Origin of the sequence: Pantoea sp. 22096 (genome assembly GCF_052045955.1) — a bacterium.
Lineage (GTDB): Bacteria > Pseudomonadota > Gammaproteobacteria > Enterobacterales > Enterobacteriaceae > Pantoea > Pantoea alfalfae.
Genome location: NZ_JBQEPW010000007.1, coordinates 144,704 through 161,242 on the forward strand (window position 1 = coordinate 144,704; position 16,539 = coordinate 161,242).

Here is a 16,539-nt window from a genome sequence, read left to right on the forward strand (position 1 = left end):
TTACGGCTACGTCCGCAGGCTGATATTTTCCAGCAGGAATAATGTATCGATAAGTCAGAGCATCACCCCTTCATGAAGTGATGCTCTGATATTATTCCGACACGGATATCAGAAGTGATATGACAGGCCGATTAAACCACTGTAATCCGTTTTAAATTCACCACCAAAACTGCTCTCTACTTTCGCATTTAGTGAAAGGCCGGGCGCGATAATGCCTTCCAGCCCTACACTGCCACGATAACGGTTATCTGACCAGGCGCTGTATTGCCGGTTTGACTGACGATCGGAGAGCGTGGTTGTGGAGCCATTTTTACCAGGTGAATACTGATAGGCCAGACTGGCGCTGACGTTAATATTCGGCATTAATGCGCCCAGACCGCGTTTCTGCACCATGAACCCGCTGCTGGTGAAGTAAGGTGTGGATGAACTTAACGAAACTGACGCATCCTCCCCTTTCAGGGTATAGCCGGACATGACACCTGCGGTCACACCAACAAACGGTGAGATAAACAGAGTATCGTCAGCGAGCGCAAACTGATAGCCAGTGCGCAGGCTGCCTGCCAGCATATGGCTGTCCTTTTTCATGCCATTTATATTTAAAGCAGGATCCAGCGTTATCTCCTGATTCAGATACATATAACGACTGGCCGCATCAAAGAACCATCCGGCATCAGCCTGCCAGGAATAAAATGCACCGACAGTAGCCAGTCGATGTTTTTCATGACCTTCCCCTTTTACCTCACCCTGCGTATAACTGGCGCTGATACCGGCTGTTTGCTTGTCGCTGCGGCTATCCCAGCCCACGTTCAGTGTTTGCTGGTTGACGTCGAGTCCAAGAAAATGCCCTTTTTTCTGCTCTATTGTTGCCCATGATCCGCTGCTTTCTGGCGAAGCGCGCAGACTGTCAGTGCGGTTATGCAACTGGCTGACCGCTTCACTGAAAATGTACTGCCGCGAGGCGATTAAGGCACGCGTGCGCTGGATCAGTGGCAGGTTGTCGTAAACAGAGAACCAGTCATCCGGATTGAACGCCGGTTTTTTGGCTTCCTCTTCTGCTTTCGCGGCTTCCTCTTTCGCTTTTTCTTCAGCTTCGGCTTTCGCTTGTGCCTCGGCCTCTGCTTTGGATTTGGCGTCTTCCTCTGCTTTCTCCACAGCAGCTTGCTCAGCAGTGGCATTATCCGCTGACGAAGCGTCTGGAACAGGCGCTGGCTCAGGGGTAACTTCCGGCGCTGGTGTCGGTTCCGGCTCAGGGGTAACTTCCGGCGCTGGCGTCGGTTCCGGCTCAGGGGTAACTTCCGGCGCTGGTGTCGGTACCGGCTCAGGCGTGACTTCCGGCGCTGGCGTCGGTTCCGGCTCAGGGGTAACTTCCGGCGCTGGCGTCGGCTTTGGCTCTGGGGTAACTTCCGGGGCTGGCGTCGGTTCCGGCTCAGGGGTAACTTCCGGCGCTGGCGTCGGTTCCGGCTCAGGCGTGACTTCCGGCGCTGGCGTCGGCTCTGGCTCTGGGGTAACTTCCGGGGCTGGCGTCGGTTCCGGCTCAGGCGTGACTTCCGGCGCTGGCGTCGGTTCCGGCTCAGGGGTAACTTCCGGCGCTGGCGTCGGTTCCGGCTCAGGCGTGACTTCCGGCTCAGCCGACTTGTTACTTTCCAGCACCCACAAAACACGGTTGTTATCGTCTTTCACCTGATAATTGGGGGTGTAAACGCTAAATCCTCTGTAGCTGTCTGCAAAAGAGAAATAGCTGTGAGACGTGCCAGCAGGTGCATCAACCATCACCAGATCCTGGGTCAGCGCAACGTCCTCTTCACTTCCGATTAGCAGACTTACGTCCAGCAGGTTGTCGCCACCACTCACCGAATTTTTTACAATCAGTTTGTCGCTTTCCAGTGTGGAGGGTTTAACGCCTAACATCAGATTTAACCCGGTCGCATTCAGCGTATCGACATTCAATGTTTTGGCGCTCCAGTTGCCCGAAGGCACCATTGAAAGTGTCGAACCACGTTTCGCCAGAAGTGAACTGACATTACTGTTGCCGGTCATCGTCCAGTTCGCAGTGGCATCCAGCGTCATAAGGTTGCTGCCCGTTGATGTCACGGCCCCCTGATAGTTAACCTTCCCAAGATAAAGTGAGGCGTTGTTCGCCAGCTGAACATCACCTTCCACTTCACTGGCGGGCAGCAGTGCCAGTGCATCCGCGCTTCGCAATGGCTGACTGCAGGAAACATCATCAGAATAGATGGCAGAATAGCAACGCCAGCTTTTCTCGCCTGCCAGCTCGCTATCGTTATAGCCAAAAGAGAGCGTTGACGAATCAGCAGCAACAATGTTGGCTTTCACACCAGCGTATTCTCCCACCTGGAAATGCGCACCAGTACCTACATTGATCTGATCGGCTTTAAACAGTGAAGTGTTCCAGTCGTCATCAATGACAACGCCTCCCGCATGTGGAACCGGCTGACCAGATAACACCACCGTACCGCTATCAACGTTGAGATTGCCGTTCAGGTTCATACCGCCGGTCAGTGCGGTAATCGCGGTGGCGTTACGCGGTAGAATGTTAACGTTCATCACGCCATTCAGCGCATTTTCCAGCGTTTCACCCAGAAAACCGCGGAACACCTGAACGTTCAGCTGTGTCAGGCGATGATTGATGGCTTCATCCGCATCGGTACCCAGATACGTCCAGGTCGACGTTGAAGATTTATCCGTGGGAAAATACCAGTATGATGTGGTGTTTAACTGAAAATATTCCGTATCTTTGGTATAGGGATTTTTATACTCATAGATCGTGCCCGGTGTACCTTTAGGGTTACTCCCCTTGAAGGTGTAAAAGGGAACGTCTGCAGCGGTGTAACCCGTGATGTTGAGTGTTGCGTCTTTATCACTGTGGTTAACCAGCGTTGCGCCGCTGTCGGTATGGTTGATCTTTTTAAAACTCAGCGCGTTACCATTTAAATCTAAACGACCACCGCGGTAACCAAAGAAAATCTGGTCAGTCGCGACCTGATTTTCATCGTTCAGTATAACGGTTGGCCGCCCACTCACTAAAGTGACTGACGAAAACGCCTGTTTATTGCCCGAGGCATCAGCTTGTTGATCGAGGATAACGGTACCCTCTCCCACATTCAGCGAACCCGGGTTTGTACCCACAGCATTGATATGTAGTGTACCTGCGCCGATTTTATGCAGCGCATCGCTTGCCAGGCCATTAACCTGCCACAGGACTTGTTTATCTGCGTCAACTTCAACACCGCCGCCTGCCCAGGTTGCATTCACGCCCTCTTCTGAAGCCACGGTATAGTTGTTAGAAAACTGAAGTTTACCTGCGCCCATATTGATTGGTGTATTCAGCGTAATCAGGCCGCCCGCCCCGTTGAAGCGCAGATCTTTGGTGGCATCAAGTTCTTCATTGGTGGCGGTAGAGGGGGCCGCTGACGCATAGTCCGCTCCAAGGCCCGCCCATGACCAGGAGGATCCGTATTGCGTTATCGCGGTGTTGTCCCAGAAAATCGTGCCATTGCCGGCAATATCCACGACATCAGGTGAGGTATTGATGGCCTGTACCGAAGCAATAAAATCACCAGGCAGATAGCCCGCAACTGCACGCTTTTTGTAAAGACCGCTATCCAGGTCATACCCAACATGGACAGCGACGAGCTTCCATTGCTGATCTATTTCATCCCATGCAAATACCGGACTACCGCTATCCCCAGCGTTAGCACCGATCGAAAGAGGCGTGGTATCCGCATCATCAGGACCTAAATTGTAATAACGCAAATAAGTGTTATTAGAGATGTCACGTACATTAGCAGCGCTGATTGTACCGCCTGATTTCCAGTTATAGGCGCCCGTCAGATGAACACGTTCCGTCTGGTCGTCATTAATTTGCTCCTGCGTTCCGGTTCCCACACGGGTATACCAGGAATAGCGTGATTTATAATCAGCAAGGAAGTTTGATTTAGTTACGTAGCTATACGGAGCAGCCTCAGTAACCACCTTATTAAGCCGCGGCGCATGGAAATCCTGGGTGCTGAGATCGTTACGATTGATGAGATTGTAGGCTGTACCATATTGAGCGCCATTGCCAAACGCTAACGTTTTATATCCGGTATTATGTTTTACACTGACAACATACGAAGGTGAAATAAGCGTAGAGTAACCCATAGAGGATACACCGCCAAAATCAGGAATAGGGAAATCAAGGTAGTCAGAGAGTGAACCATCTTTAGTGTATACAGGGGCACTCACTCTTCCCACATTATAATTCCCCAGATTCTCAGCAAAATCACGATATTCCTGAACATCGATATTGTTGAGCATTATGCCCGCATAAGATTTGGTGCAGATAAAGAAGGTGCAACATAACGCTGCGCTTCCAAAATGTTTCAATGGATTATCCTCATGAGGCTATTATTATTTAAGAAAAATACCTTAATTAATGAAATAGTATCATTATGACAATCGGTAACAGAATCTGAGTTTTATATAGATATTGATTCAGATCAAATAAAGGAGGCAGGTTAGCGTAAAATTTGTGATAACTCATTGTATTAAAAGGCCATAAAAACCCATTATCAAATTGGATTACAAGCTTCAGATTTAATATTTTTCTTGAAAACTATGTCAGGACAATTGCCAAATGAGATCAAAATAGATATAAAAAAACACTTACTGATAAAAAATAATTTATTAATTCAGAAAAGTCACTCCCTCTACCTTGATATTAATTCTTCCCTAAAAAATCTTATAATACTTTGTAGAAATAATATTCATTATCATTCATGGGATTAACCAATTCAGTGTCTGGTGTACATAAAACACGCGGTTAACCCCATTCATGGAGTCAGAACGACACGAGACATCCGTAGCAGTCCACAAAAAAGGACTGCGATAAATGATCGGGTGTCTTGCAAAGATTTAGCCAGCATTGAGCTAAGACAGAGCCTCAGGTTAATTATCTTTGCATTTCAATGGCTTTCGTTAACCCTACTGGTGGAAAAATTGAAAAGTGATTATTGCGGATGATCGCGATGATACAACGCCCACTGCTCAATCCTTTCTCCTGAAGGTAACAGGCAGTAGAGTGTGCTGGTGTTCAATGATTCATCCTTTACCTGCTGTCCGCCACGCTGCAGGCACCATTGACTTGCAGGATTTTGCATTACCAGGCGCTGTGGCTCAGCATGATGGGGCGTGCAGGCACTAATGTGTAGCGTGGCCAGCATCAGGGAGCCAACTGTTATTCTGTTTATGATTTTCATATAACCCTCTCTCAGCATCAATTTCAGGTCGGTGAGACTTCGCTTCTCATGCTTACAACGCTTATGGCACAAAGCGCAATAACGATTAGCGCATTAATTAATTCGCTCTTTGTCATACGTTTTTCATCGGCCATGGCTTCAGATTCCTTTCTGACCAGTTTATGGAAAAGTCTGGTATGTATCTGAGCGTGTAATAATGATAGCACCCACGCGCTAAACCCTCTCTTAACAACACCTATTGCTACCAGCATTCTCATTACTGACCTGCGAAACACAACAAATAAACACCAAAAGAGAATGACTGTAATAATAAATAACAAGACTTCCCGAGTGACAGTTAACACATAAGCTTAATTTTCAATGGAAATTCCTTTGTGGTGCTTCGATTCTTTTAACCTGTCGTCAAAAAACGCATACTTTCACTCTCTTTACATAATTAACGCCTGACCTGCATAATCCTGCCGCCCTAAGTAAAAATGCTGTTATTAATGGATTCTATTAACAAGACATTTAATTCGTATCGGGCCTGAGAAGCGTATGAAGTGCGAAATGGCATGCCTGTTTAACACTTTCAGAGTCCCCCGGCCCTTTAATAAAACCTTAAGGAAGAGTCACAGATATGAATAATAATACTGACTTAAATAAACGCGTAAAAGCGATGGTACTGGCGGGTGGTATGGGTATGTTGCCTCTGGTCAGTCCGGCGGCTATTGTCGGAAGCCAGAGAGGCGGAGATATTACGCTGGCAGATGGCACCACATTAATCGCCGATCAGTCATCTGGCGATGGTTATTATGGCATTCTTGTAACAGGTGCAACCGCTGCTGAAGTGACAGCCGGTTCGGGCAGCACAGTTACGGTGAAAGACCCTGAGCATTACGCTAAGGGAATTTTCATCCAGGCTGCGAACAGTCACTTTACTGCTGATAAATTAATTCTCAATGTTTCAGGAATATCCGCAGTGGCGATGGAGCTCAGTGGAAAGCAGGTTACTGCCAATCTGGGATCAGGTAGCTCCGTCACATCGATTGGATCAGGTATTGCTTACGCAGAGGGGGTGGTTGTAAGCAATCAATCCTCGTTGCAGGCCGAAGCATCGAGTATCAGTACCCAGGGCACCAACGGTATTGCACTGCGCGTCAGCGGTTACGGGTCAAACGTTGATTTAGGCCGTGACAGTAGTATACAGACCAACGGGACCAACAGTCATGGCGTACAGGTGGATACACTGACCGGTGATGCGATGAATAGTGCCGCAACGCTTAAAGCGGAAGCGCTGACCATTAATACTCTTGGCGACACCTCGCAGGGCATCAATATTCAGGATAATGGCTCGGTTGATCTGGGCAGCCACTCAACCATTATCACCACAGGTCAGACTTCTGCAGGCATCTGGAGCCTGGGTGAACTGACTGCCGATCATCTGACAATCAGCACATCTGGCACGACTTCTCCTGGCATTTCAGCCAGAGAAAATAGCCTGATAAATGTCGGCGCAGGCAGCGTGATCTCATCAGCGCAGACTGGCGGCCTTGTTGCAATGGATAATAATGCCATCCTCAACTTTTCAGGCAGTGAAGAGGAACGCAACACCATTCAGTCTGGCGGTTATGGCGCATCCGCGCAATCGACAGGTGCAGTGATCAATCTGGCAAACACAGATATTGTTCTTAAAGAATCAGATATGGTCGGCAGAGGCCTTTGGTCTCTGGGGGGAGGCGTGATTAATGGCGAAGACATCAGCATCACCGGCCCTGATACAGGAATCGGTGTTGTCGCCTGGAATGGTGGCCAGACCAATCTGACAGGCGATCTCTCTATCAATATGGCCTCTCCGGACGGAGTAGCAGTAGCAACACTCTACGCCGAAGGGTTTGCCCCGGGCGTTATTACTTCTCAGGGGAAAGCGGAAATCACCGGCAGCGTAGTATCGCTGGGGGGCCTGATCGATCTTAATTTAGAGCCGGGTTCACTGTGGTCCGGTAGTGCTACCAGCGATAATGTGAATGGCGGTCATTTAAACGTCAGCCTCACTAACAGCACATGGAACGTTAGTCAAACATCTAATCTTGATAACCTGACATTAAATAACTCACTGGCAGACCTTTCAGCAGCAACAGACGATGCGACCTACTCCACTCTGACCATTGCTAACCTGAGTGGTAGCGGCAACTTTACCCTTCGTACCAATCTGGTCGGCGATGGTGAAGGGGTAAATAATACTGGCGACAAAATCGTGGTGACCGAAAGCAGCGCAGGTGAGTACGGTCTGAATATTCTGAACCGCGGCAGTGCCATTACCACAGGAAATGAAGTGCTGACCGTTGTTGAAACTACCGATGGTGTCGCGACGTTCAGGGGCAACACCGACGTTGAGCTGGGTGGCTATGTCTATTCGGTCAACAAACAGGGGACTAACTGGGTTCTCTCATCGCCAAAAGCGCCTGAAGCGCCTGCTGCAGATGAGCAACCCGCTATTCCAGCGGATAACAACATTCAACCTGCTTCTGATGAGAAACCCTCAGCAGACCAACACCCCGTAGCCCCAACGGATAACAACATTCACCCTGCTTCAGATAAAGACATTAAAGAAAATGGAAATCCTACACAGCCAGCAGAACAAAATCACAATTCAACAATCACTACCACAGCGAATGCAGGCGCCAACTTCCTTAACATCGGTTATCTGATGAATTATGCCGAAATGCAGACTCTGATGCAGCGTATGGGTGATGTGCGCCAGGGAAAGACGAGCGGCAATGTCTGGCTGCGCGGAATGGATGGGCGTTTTAGTGGTTTTGCCAATGGCAAGCTGAGCAACTTCAGCATGAATTATTCAGGCTATCAGTTTGGGGTAGATAAACGCCTGTCCGATGATCTGCCGATTTATCTGGGCTTGTTTATGGGAGCAACAGAGGGCTCGCCTCATTATCGTGCTGGCGATGGCACGACTAAATCTGAACATTTTGGTATCTACGGCACATGGCTGAATGATGCAGGCTTCTACCTGGATGGCGTACTGAAATTCAACCGCCTGAGAAATCAATTCGATGTCAGCGATACGCAGAATAATCGCGTATCCGGACAGGGTGTCTCATCAGGCCTGAGTGGATCACTCGAAGCTGGCAAGAAGTTCAGCTTCTCTGACGACCTTACTGGCTTTTACCTGGAACCACAGCTTCAGCTGACTGCCGGTCATCAGGATGGAACCTCTGTACAGGCGTCGAATGGCCTCAACATTAATCTCTCAAGTTACAAATCGATGATGGGAAGAGCCAGCGTACTGGCAGGTTATGAAGTCAATCAGAGCAACTACAAACTCAATGCTTATGTCAAAACAGGTGTTTTGCGCGAGTATGACGGGGATGCTGCTTATGCTCTGAATGGTTCAGATGAGCGCCTCTCGTTTAAAGGTAATGGCTGGAATAACGGTATCGGTGTCAGTGCGCAAATCAGTAACCATACCCTTTTTATTGAAGGAGATAGGGTAAATGGAAATCGCTTCAACCAGCGCCAGGTTAACGCCGGTTATCGTTTTAGTTTTTAGTCAATAAACCAACAAATGATGGGTATTAAAGGAGACGTAAATGAAGAAAATATTATGGATGATCCTGGCCTTCATCACTTCAGGCTCGGCATATGCCCGGCAGGAAGTCACGGTCGCAGTGGCGAAAACCCTGCGCGACGATCGTCATGTTACGCTCACGGGAACGATCACTGGCAGGGCCGATGATGATCACTACTGGTTAAAAGACCCGACTGGCCGCATCCGTGTCGATATAGACGATGATGATGACGATGATCGCTATCTGATTGGTAAAAAGGTACGGGTCAGCGGTGAAGTTGACCGGGATGATGGCTACAGCGAAATCAACGTAGATCGTGTTTATATTCTGAAATAAACATCTGAAAAAAAAGCCAGTGGCAGCACTGGCTTTTTACTTGTCTTAACTTATCAGAAGCTTCAGGTTCCTTACCGTTTGTAAAAGTAATTAGTACAAACAGTGTACCCATGTACCGATAGCGCCTGAACGTCATTATTTTTCAAAACCATTGATTTCAAATGCTGGTTAGCCATCCGGCTGAGCATTCACGCGTTTGTCCGGAAGATTTCTGTGTACTTATGTGCGTTTCTTTGAGTGTCGGCGCAGACTAAGAAGGATAACGGCTTCCCACGCCTGACTTAAACGCATCGGGAAGATGAAGTACGGGTGCAGCAACCACATCGTTACTGTAAATACAGATAACCATCCCTGACATGAGTGCCGTTACCCTTTTAAAAGGGATGACCAGGGATTGGTTTTTTCGCGGTTCTTTTTTCACATAAACCTCTCAACCCTTAACGACCAGAAGACAGCCTGTGAATGCCGTTATGCATCACAGAAAACCCGGACATCAGAATTAACGCTGTAATTTGCAGGATCACGGACATATGAGATGCATAAGGAGTTAAAATTTTGCAGACTCAATAACCCCCTTATAAAGCTCAAGCAAAGTCAGATCATTGATGAAGGCGTTAAAGGCCATATCACCACTTAGCGAAAACTTCTTCATGACATTGTATTTATGTGCATAAATTGTCTTAGCGGAGAGATTCAGCCGTTTAGCTGTCTGCCCTACGCTATACCCTTTCTTAAGAAAACTTAGCACCTGCAGCTGGACTACTGTAATACGCGCGAAATCGCAATGTGAGCAATCCGTGGGTACAAATCCTCTGGCGCTCCCCTGATTTCCCAGCCAGAACCGGATGATTTTGTCAGCAATATCGCGAACAGAATCCCTGCGCGAAATGATAATCAAAGAACGATAGCAGAGAGGCAAATGCTCAGGAGTGATGTCTTCAATATCGTCAACAAAGACCATTAAAATGCTACCGGGCTTCCGATCCCGGTAGGCAGGCTGACACATATAAAGGCGCCACTGTGCAACACTAATCAGTATAAAGTCCGCCTGACATAAATTTTTCGCGTCATAGGCGGGTAAGAATTCTACTGACGTATCTGATAACAGTGCCTCCTCAATAATTTTTGAGATGCCCAGCCGAAAGAAGTAGTTCTCATTTGTACAAACGACTTTAAAATGCATTTTTCCCTTAAGCATCCCAAAAGTTAAATAAAAAAATCAGGTAAACTTGCCATTAACCAGGGTCAGTTCACCTTTCTCTTTTAATTCTTTCAAAACCCTGCAAATGGAGCTTTTTGAAAGATGAGAACTGTTTTCAATCAGGTAAAGTGCCGAAAAGCGCTTCTTAAGATGCGGTGGCAATTTTTCCCAGCGACCAATTAAAGAAATCACTTCATCATATGAGTTATTCTTGGGTAGCTGAATGTAGTTCATCAGGTCTGAGTACTGGCCCGAAAGAATGGACATGGCATCGTTAAAGAGGTCTTTCTCAAATACCAGTCGCCAGAACACATCGTAATCAATGAAGCTGACCTTCCCATAATCGATTCTTTCCAGATAGACAGGAGGTTCATCGAGTGCCGGTGTGACACCGACAACAAAGGGAGCAGACAGAATATTTAAGACCTTATTTTCACTCTTTAATTTCAGTAAGAAGTCACCATCAAGAATGAACATTACACGGCGTACATTATCTTTAGTGAGATGATAACGACGCTTACCGCGTGAAATCTCATCTGGATTAGCAACCTGGGTGTACCCGGCCAGCGCATCGATGATCCGCTCATGATTCTCAGTCACTCTATACATAATAATTAACTCAATCTAACTAACACGAAGTTAGTGATTAGTAGAAAAATTAGTAAAAATCCGTTTGTTATAGTCTCTTTTTTTCGCCTGGTGTATTTCTGATCTCTGGCCTTCCCCCGGATATAAGCCATAGAAGAGGTCGTTATTGGTTTCACTATAGTAAAACCATTGCGATAAAATTCAACACCACAAACATGCAAAAAGGAAGAGCATTAAGCCAGCGAATAGCATAACAACCAGATATTTCACCGCTTTAAAGTCATTTAATCAGTAATTCAAACTAACAAGTAGAGACTTACTGATAGGGTTATAACTTTTTTCTTAAAAAAGGAATCAATCATAACCATATGGAAATTAATGTTATAAAAACACCGTATTAAAAAAACAAGTACGCAGTGGCATTTTAAAAACCTGTAATAATCTTCACATGGTTACTCATAATAGAATCATTGTTAATTCCTCCGTAAAAATAAAAAAAACCAACACAGCACCTGATGGCATAAATTAAACCATAGCATTCCTATAACAGACATTTAAATCGACAAATGATTAATATATAGATTTAAATTCTATTTTTTTATATTTTCTAAGTGTTATACTCCATTAATGGGTAAGGCTCTAAGCGCCAGGATTTTACTTTACGCTTCATATGAATCTCACTTACTCAGAATCAGGCTGTTTTAAGAAACCCCTATAGATTATTCTCAAAGCCTTTACATCGCAGAATGTGTACCATTCTCACCGCCTGAAATTGATAGTGCCGCCTCAACGCAAGACACCTCAACAAATATGAAGTGAAATAACTTACCCATAATATGAACAACCTCACCTCACCCGTCCAAATTATAATGAATGTAAAAAAAATGTAATGAATTCAAACTTTATATAGCCAGTGAAAACCGCACCAAAAATCAATTATGGATATTTTACTATTTTATTTTTTATGGCCTCCGAATCTAATAACGCCGTTCGCTTGAAGCGGCATTTTAAAAAATTCATTACTGAATAACTGAATAACTGAATAATTGATTAATCGTGGAGATATAAATGAGAGAGTTAACATCTGTTGAAATGCAGACCGTTTCAGGCGCAGGTTTTTTTGATTTCATCGGTTCAGTCGTTGTAGGTGCAGCTGCAGGTATTACTGCTTTCGGTCTCAAATGGGCCATGAGCGGCGGTAGCGCGGGCGGCGTATTGGGCGTTGGTATTATCTCTGGCGGTGTTGGACTGATCGTAGGTGCCGTTGTGGGTCTGGTCGATGGCGCACTTTATGGCGCGATGAATGGCTGGGAAACAACTGCAGGCTGGTTCAATAATATTGTTGAAAACCAGCTCGACCTGGGAACAGGTGTAATTACTGCATAAGGAAAAATCATGCGTGAATTGAAAACTAATGAAATTGAAGGCGTCAGTGGCGGCTCACTAACTTCCGTAATTTTAGATTTCTTTAAACAGATTGGCGGAAGCTCCAAAGAAAAAACTGAGTGGGTACGTCCGGAATCAATACCAGAAGCTAACCCGGTTAGCGGTACTGCTTTTGGCATGGGTATTGTCGGTGTTGCTGCGGCCGTAGTTTTCGGCCTGCTGATGTTCTGATTTATCAGGAAGGCAATAGACTTCCGGAAAGGAATGGGCGCTTGTCATAAAACTCAATCGCTCATAATTAAATGTTGTTCACTATTTTATACAAAGGAAAGTATATGAAAAAGGTATCTATGGTTGCTATGGGTCTGCTGCTGACAGCGGCGCAGGTTAATGCAGCAGAAGCTTCAGATGGCACCCTTAACTTCACCGGTACCATTGCATCTCAGACCTGTACCGTAAGTGTTAACGGCGGAAGCAGTACTGCCACAGTTACCCTGCCGAAAGTAGCAGCCGGTGTATTAAATGCGGCAGGTGCCGTTGCGGGCAACACTCGCTTTACTCTGGCGCTGAGCGACTGCTCTGCAACAACTGGCGATGTCTACGCTTACTTTGAGCAGGGCGCTGGTGTTAACGCCAACGGTCGCCTGACTAACACGGGTACTGCTACAGGTGTTGATCTGCAACTGCTGGACAGCGCCAACAAAGTCATCAATGCAGGCAGCACTGAACAGTCTACCTCTCCTGCAACTGTCGCTCTGACAGCAGGGGCTGGCAGCCTGTCTTACTCAGCTCAGTACTATGCAACTGCTGCTGCTGAAGCGGGTAGCGTTGCATCAACAGTAAACTATTCAATCAATTACCTGTAATTGATTATGGTGAGGGCAATGCCCTCACCACTCTTCCCCTTTCATCACTTCAGTTAATATCATGAAAAAAAAAATTTTTAAATTTTTAATCTCCTGCTTGCTCACTTGCGCAATGACTTCGTCTGCCTTTGCCAGTGTGACCATTATTGGTACCCGGGTAATCTACCCTGCCTCCGAAAAAGAGGTTACCGTTCGTCTGGATAACCGCGGCGATCATCCCGCACTTGTTCAGGCATGGGTTGATAACGGAAACCCTGACGAAGCAGTAGATAAAATAAATGTTCCTTTCGTTTTATTACCTCCGGTTTTCCGTATGGAGGCGAATAAAGGGCAAACGTTACGTATTGTTTTTACGGGCGCCAATTTGCCAACCGATAAAGAATCTATCTTCTGGCTTAATGTCCTTGATATACCTCCTCGAGATAAAAGCCTGGCTAACCAGAACCAGTTGCAAATGGCGATCCGGAGTCGCATCAAGATTTTTTATCGTCCAGTTCAGTTTGATACAGCGCAGGCCAATAAAGCTGCGTCAGGGCTGGTATGGCGTCACGGTCAAAAGCCTAATTTTCTTTCCGCAACTAACAATTCACCTTTCTACGTTAACGTCTCACAGATTAATGCAGAAGATAACTCAGGTCATAAATTAGTCAGTGAAAAAGGGGAAATGCTGGCACCAGGCGAAACAAAAGAATTCCCGCTGAAAGGCATGAGCACAAGTCAAATAAAAACAACGTTTAATTATCAGTATCTGGACGACTTTGGTGCAGCACGTAAGGTTGAAAGCAAAATAAACGAGTAGCTTTTGGTAATTATCCAGGGGAAATTATGATGGCAAGGACGGTATTTTTTAATAAATCAACTGGCAAAATTTGTTATCGCTCTTTTTTGGCGCTGTTTCTGACCGCAGCAACTCAGTCAGCGTTTGCTGAAACTGCTTATGATTTCGATGAATCATTTGTAAAAAATTTAGCTGGCGTAAAAGTAGATGTTTCCCGCTACGCAACAGGTAACCCCATTGATCCCGGCGTCTACACGCTGGATATCTTTTTAAATGGCCGTCAGATTAGTCGGGAGAATGTTCAGGTTGTACGTGAGGGAGCAGGTACTAAGGCCTGTCTTTCCTATGATCTGGTAAAAAGCCTCTCCATTAAAGATACGGTATTCAGCTCTGAGCAAGCTGAAGAGTTACGTTCCGGTAAGCAATGTATAGCACTGGAAGATGTGGTTAAGGAGAGTCATGCCGCAATCAACTCCGCTGATATGCAGATGGACATCTCAATTCCACAGATTTATCTGCTGCGCTCAGCACGTGGCTATGTTGCTCCAGAATTCTGGGATAAGGGCGAAACGGCGTTAACACTTAACTATGATACCAACTATTACCGCTCTGTTAACGACGGACGTGAATATGACTCATTTTATGGCAGAGCGCTGGCAGGTTTTAACCTTGGCGGTTGGATGTTTCGTCATGATGGTTCATTAAGCTGGCGACGCCAGCAAGGTAAGGAGTCTCATCATTATAATGCCATCAACACCTATGTTCAGCGTGATATCCCGCAACTGAAATCACGCTTACTGTTAGGTGAAGGTAATACGAGTGGCGAGCTCTTTGATACCCTCTCATTCCGCGGTGCACAGATATCGACTGTCGATCAAATGTGGCCTGATTCACAACGTGGTTACGCACCAGAAATTCGTGGCGTTGCGCGTACTAATGCTCAGGTAACTGTATCGCAAAACGGCAGTAAAATTTATGAGACAACCGTTTCGCCAGGCCCCTTCAACATCTCTGACCTCTACCCTACCGGCTACGGTGGCGACTTAGATGTCACTGTAAAAGAAGCTGACGGCAGCGAAACGCGTTTTTCAGTACCTTATGCAGCTATGACGAGACTGAAGCGCCCGGGCATGACGTTCTACTCTGTGACGGGAGGTGTGTCGCGTAAAGACAACATGGCTTATACGCCTTCTGTTTATCAGGGCACCCTTCAGCATGGCTTTACCAATAGCCTGACCGGTTATACCGGTATTCTGGGATCAGATAACTATATCTCAGCGCTGTTAGGCGCTGCATTTGGGTTACCGATCGGCGCTATCTCTCTTGATATCACCGGTGCTCAGACAAAATATGGCGATGAGAAAAAGCAGGGTGTGAGCTATCGTGCGACCTACAGTAAAAAAGTTTCTCAGACTGACACCAACTTTACCCTCGCAGCATATAGATTTTCGTCATCGGGCTATTATAGCTATGACAATGCCCTGCAAATTAATAACTATTACAAAAAGAATAAAACTAACGGGGAAAATTATCTCTCCCGGCCTAAACAACGCTTTTCACTGACTGCCAGCCAAAATTTTGGAGAGTCATATGGGAATATATATCTTACTGGTTTCGTTCAAAACTACTGGAACAGTACCGGTACAAACACCCAATTTCAGTTAGGCTATAATAATAGAATTGGTCGCGTGTCCTATACATTATCAGCAAACCGATTATTATATTCAACCGGTGGGCATGACACGCAACTCTCACTCGACTTCTCTATACCACTTGGTAGTGAAAATAAAAATTATGTAACCGGAAGCGCCACACATAATAAAGATGGTGTAACTGCGCAAACTGCAGTTAATGGCATGCTAGGAGAGAATGATCAATATAGCTATAACGTAAGTGCTGCACGCGATATCGATAATAAAAAGTCAGGTTCGATCGGTGGTCAATATCGTTCACCTTACAGCATGCTGACAGCGTCATATACCAAGGGAGAGGACTATTATTCAGCCTCAGCAGGTGCCAGCGGAACTGTGGTTGCCTTGCCTGATAGCATTAACTTTAGTGCCTATCAGTCAACTACGTATGCTGTAGTCAGTGCCGCTGATGCGGAAGGTGCTCGGGTGCTTGGTTATCCAAATATAGTGTTAAACGGAAGCGGCAGAGCAATAGTACCTAATCTTAACCCGTACAGGATAAATGAACTGGCGATTGATCCAAAAGGTATTCCGCTTGATGTTGAGCTGGAGTCAACTCAACAGCGAGTTATTCCTGCTGAAGGTGCTGTAGTCAGACTGGACTATAAAACCACTAAGGGAAAACCACTTTTAATAAGGGCAAATCAGCCTAATGGCAATGCCTTACCTTTTGGTGCATCAGTTAATGATGAAAATGGCAATCTGGTAACTACTGTTTCACAGGGTGGTCAGATTTACGTCAGGCTGAATAAAGATGTCAGCCGCCTGCATGTTTCATGGGGGAAAACGGCAAATGACAATTGTCTGGTTAACCTTGAATCTGATGCCGTTCAGTCCAGTGAGAATCAGACACTGGCGAGACTGACGAC

At 46.2% G+C, this 16,539-nt stretch carries 11 protein-coding genes; 7 read left to right on the top strand and 4 right to left on the bottom strand.

Annotation, left to right across the window (positions count from 1 at the left end):
* Positions 1 to 108: 108 nt before the first annotated feature.
* Complete coding sequence (locus tag ACTJKZ_RS19040) at positions 109 to 4,317, bottom strand: S6 family peptidase (protein ID WP_440829943.1); 4,209 nt, start codon at positions 4,315 to 4,317, stop codon at positions 109 to 111.
* A 692-nt stretch (positions 4,318 to 5,009) separates the two neighbouring features.
* Positions 5,010 to 5,258 (bottom strand): putative hemolysin, encoded by a 249-nt coding sequence (locus tag ACTJKZ_RS19045; protein WP_440829938.1) that lies wholly within the window; start codon positions 5,256 to 5,258, stop codon positions 5,010 to 5,012.
* A gap of 619 nt (positions 5,259 to 5,877) precedes the next feature.
* Between ACTJKZ_RS19045 and ACTJKZ_RS19050 the strand changes: the two genes are divergently transcribed.
* Positions 5,878 to 8,805 (top strand): autotransporter outer membrane beta-barrel domain-containing protein, encoded by a 2,928-nt coding sequence (locus tag ACTJKZ_RS19050; protein WP_440829939.1) that lies wholly within the window; start codon positions 5,878 to 5,880, stop codon positions 8,803 to 8,805.
* Between the two features lie 40 nt (positions 8,806 to 8,845).
* The gene (locus tag ACTJKZ_RS19055; protein WP_285088943.1) at positions 8,846 to 9,160 is read left to right on the top strand and encodes a NirD/YgiW/YdeI family stress tolerance protein; all 315 of its coding nucleotides are present in this window, start codon (positions 8,846 to 8,848) and stop codon (positions 9,158 to 9,160) included.
* 547 nt (positions 9,161 to 9,707) lie between these two features.
* Here ACTJKZ_RS19055 and ACTJKZ_RS19060 read toward each other — a convergent pair.
* Both ACTJKZ_RS19060 and ACTJKZ_RS19065 read right to left on the bottom strand, forming a co-directional pair.
* Positions 9,708 to 10,343: a helix-turn-helix transcriptional regulator gene (locus ACTJKZ_RS19060; protein ID WP_161736945.1), complete on the bottom strand. Its 636-nt coding sequence runs from the start codon at positions 10,341 to 10,343 to the stop codon at positions 9,708 to 9,710.
* Positions 10,344 to 10,379: 36 nt separating this feature from the next.
* Positions 10,380 to 10,970, bottom strand: coding sequence for a helix-turn-helix domain-containing protein (locus ACTJKZ_RS19065; RefSeq protein WP_161736946.1), 591 nt, complete (start codon positions 10,968 to 10,970; stop codon positions 10,380 to 10,382).
* A gap of 1,047 nt (positions 10,971 to 12,017) precedes the next feature.
* On the opposite strand from ACTJKZ_RS19065, the gene ACTJKZ_RS19070 reads away from it, so the two are divergent.
* The 5 genes from ACTJKZ_RS19070 to ACTJKZ_RS19090 all read left to right on the top strand — a co-directional run.
* Positions 12,018 to 12,335: a hypothetical protein gene (locus ACTJKZ_RS19070; RefSeq protein WP_061060988.1), complete on the top strand. Its 318-nt coding sequence runs from the start codon at positions 12,018 to 12,020 to the stop codon at positions 12,333 to 12,335.
* A gap of 9 nt (positions 12,336 to 12,344) precedes the next feature.
* Positions 12,345 to 12,566, top strand: coding sequence for a hypothetical protein (locus ACTJKZ_RS19075; RefSeq protein WP_161736961.1), 222 nt, complete (start codon positions 12,345 to 12,347; stop codon positions 12,564 to 12,566).
* Between the two features lie 104 nt (positions 12,567 to 12,670).
* Positions 12,671 to 13,201, top strand: a complete 531-nt coding sequence (locus ACTJKZ_RS19080; protein ID WP_440829944.1) for a fimbrial protein — start codon at positions 12,671 to 12,673, stop codon at positions 13,199 to 13,201.
* 61 nt (positions 13,202 to 13,262) lie between these two features.
* Positions 13,263 to 14,000, top strand: coding sequence for a fimbrial biogenesis chaperone (locus ACTJKZ_RS19085; protein ID WP_440829940.1), 738 nt, complete (start codon positions 13,263 to 13,265; stop codon positions 13,998 to 14,000).
* Between the two features lie 26 nt (positions 14,001 to 14,026).
* The coding region (locus ACTJKZ_RS19090; protein WP_440829941.1) for a fimbria/pilus outer membrane usher protein at positions 14,027 to 16,539 on the top strand (2,513 nt) is incomplete at its 3' end.

Bases quoted from the DNA above. Each gene is read 5' to 3' on its own strand.
- ACTJKZ_RS19085 (WP_440829940.1), top strand. From the start codon at position 13,263: ATGAAAAAAAAAATTTTTAAATTTTTAATCTCCTGCTTGCTCACTTGC.
- ACTJKZ_RS19070 (WP_061060988.1), top strand. From the start codon at position 12,018: ATGAGAGAGTTAACATCTGTTGAAATGCAGACCGTTTCAGGCGCAGGT.
- ACTJKZ_RS19040 (WP_440829943.1), bottom strand. From the start codon at position 4,317: ATGCTCAACAATATCGATGTTCAGGAATATCGTGATTTTGCTGAGAAT.
- ACTJKZ_RS19075 (WP_161736961.1), top strand. From the start codon at position 12,345: ATGCGTGAATTGAAAACTAATGAAATTGAAGGCGTCAGTGGCGGCTCA.
- ACTJKZ_RS19055 (WP_285088943.1), top strand. From the start codon at position 8,846: ATGAAGAAAATATTATGGATGATCCTGGCCTTCATCACTTCAGGCTCG.
- ACTJKZ_RS19065 (WP_161736946.1), bottom strand. From the start codon at position 10,970: ATGTATAGAGTGACTGAGAATCATGAGCGGATCATCGATGCGCTGGCC.
- ACTJKZ_RS19050 (WP_440829939.1), top strand. From the start codon at position 5,878: ATGAATAATAATACTGACTTAAATAAACGCGTAAAAGCGATGGTACTG.
- ACTJKZ_RS19045 (WP_440829938.1), bottom strand. From the start codon at position 5,258: ATGAAAATCATAAACAGAATAACAGTTGGCTCCCTGATGCTGGCCACG.
- ACTJKZ_RS19080 (WP_440829944.1), top strand. From the start codon at position 12,671: ATGAAAAAGGTATCTATGGTTGCTATGGGTCTGCTGCTGACAGCGGCG.
- ACTJKZ_RS19060 (WP_161736945.1), bottom strand. From the start codon at position 10,343: ATGCATTTTAAAGTCGTTTGTACAAATGAGAACTACTTCTTTCGGCTG.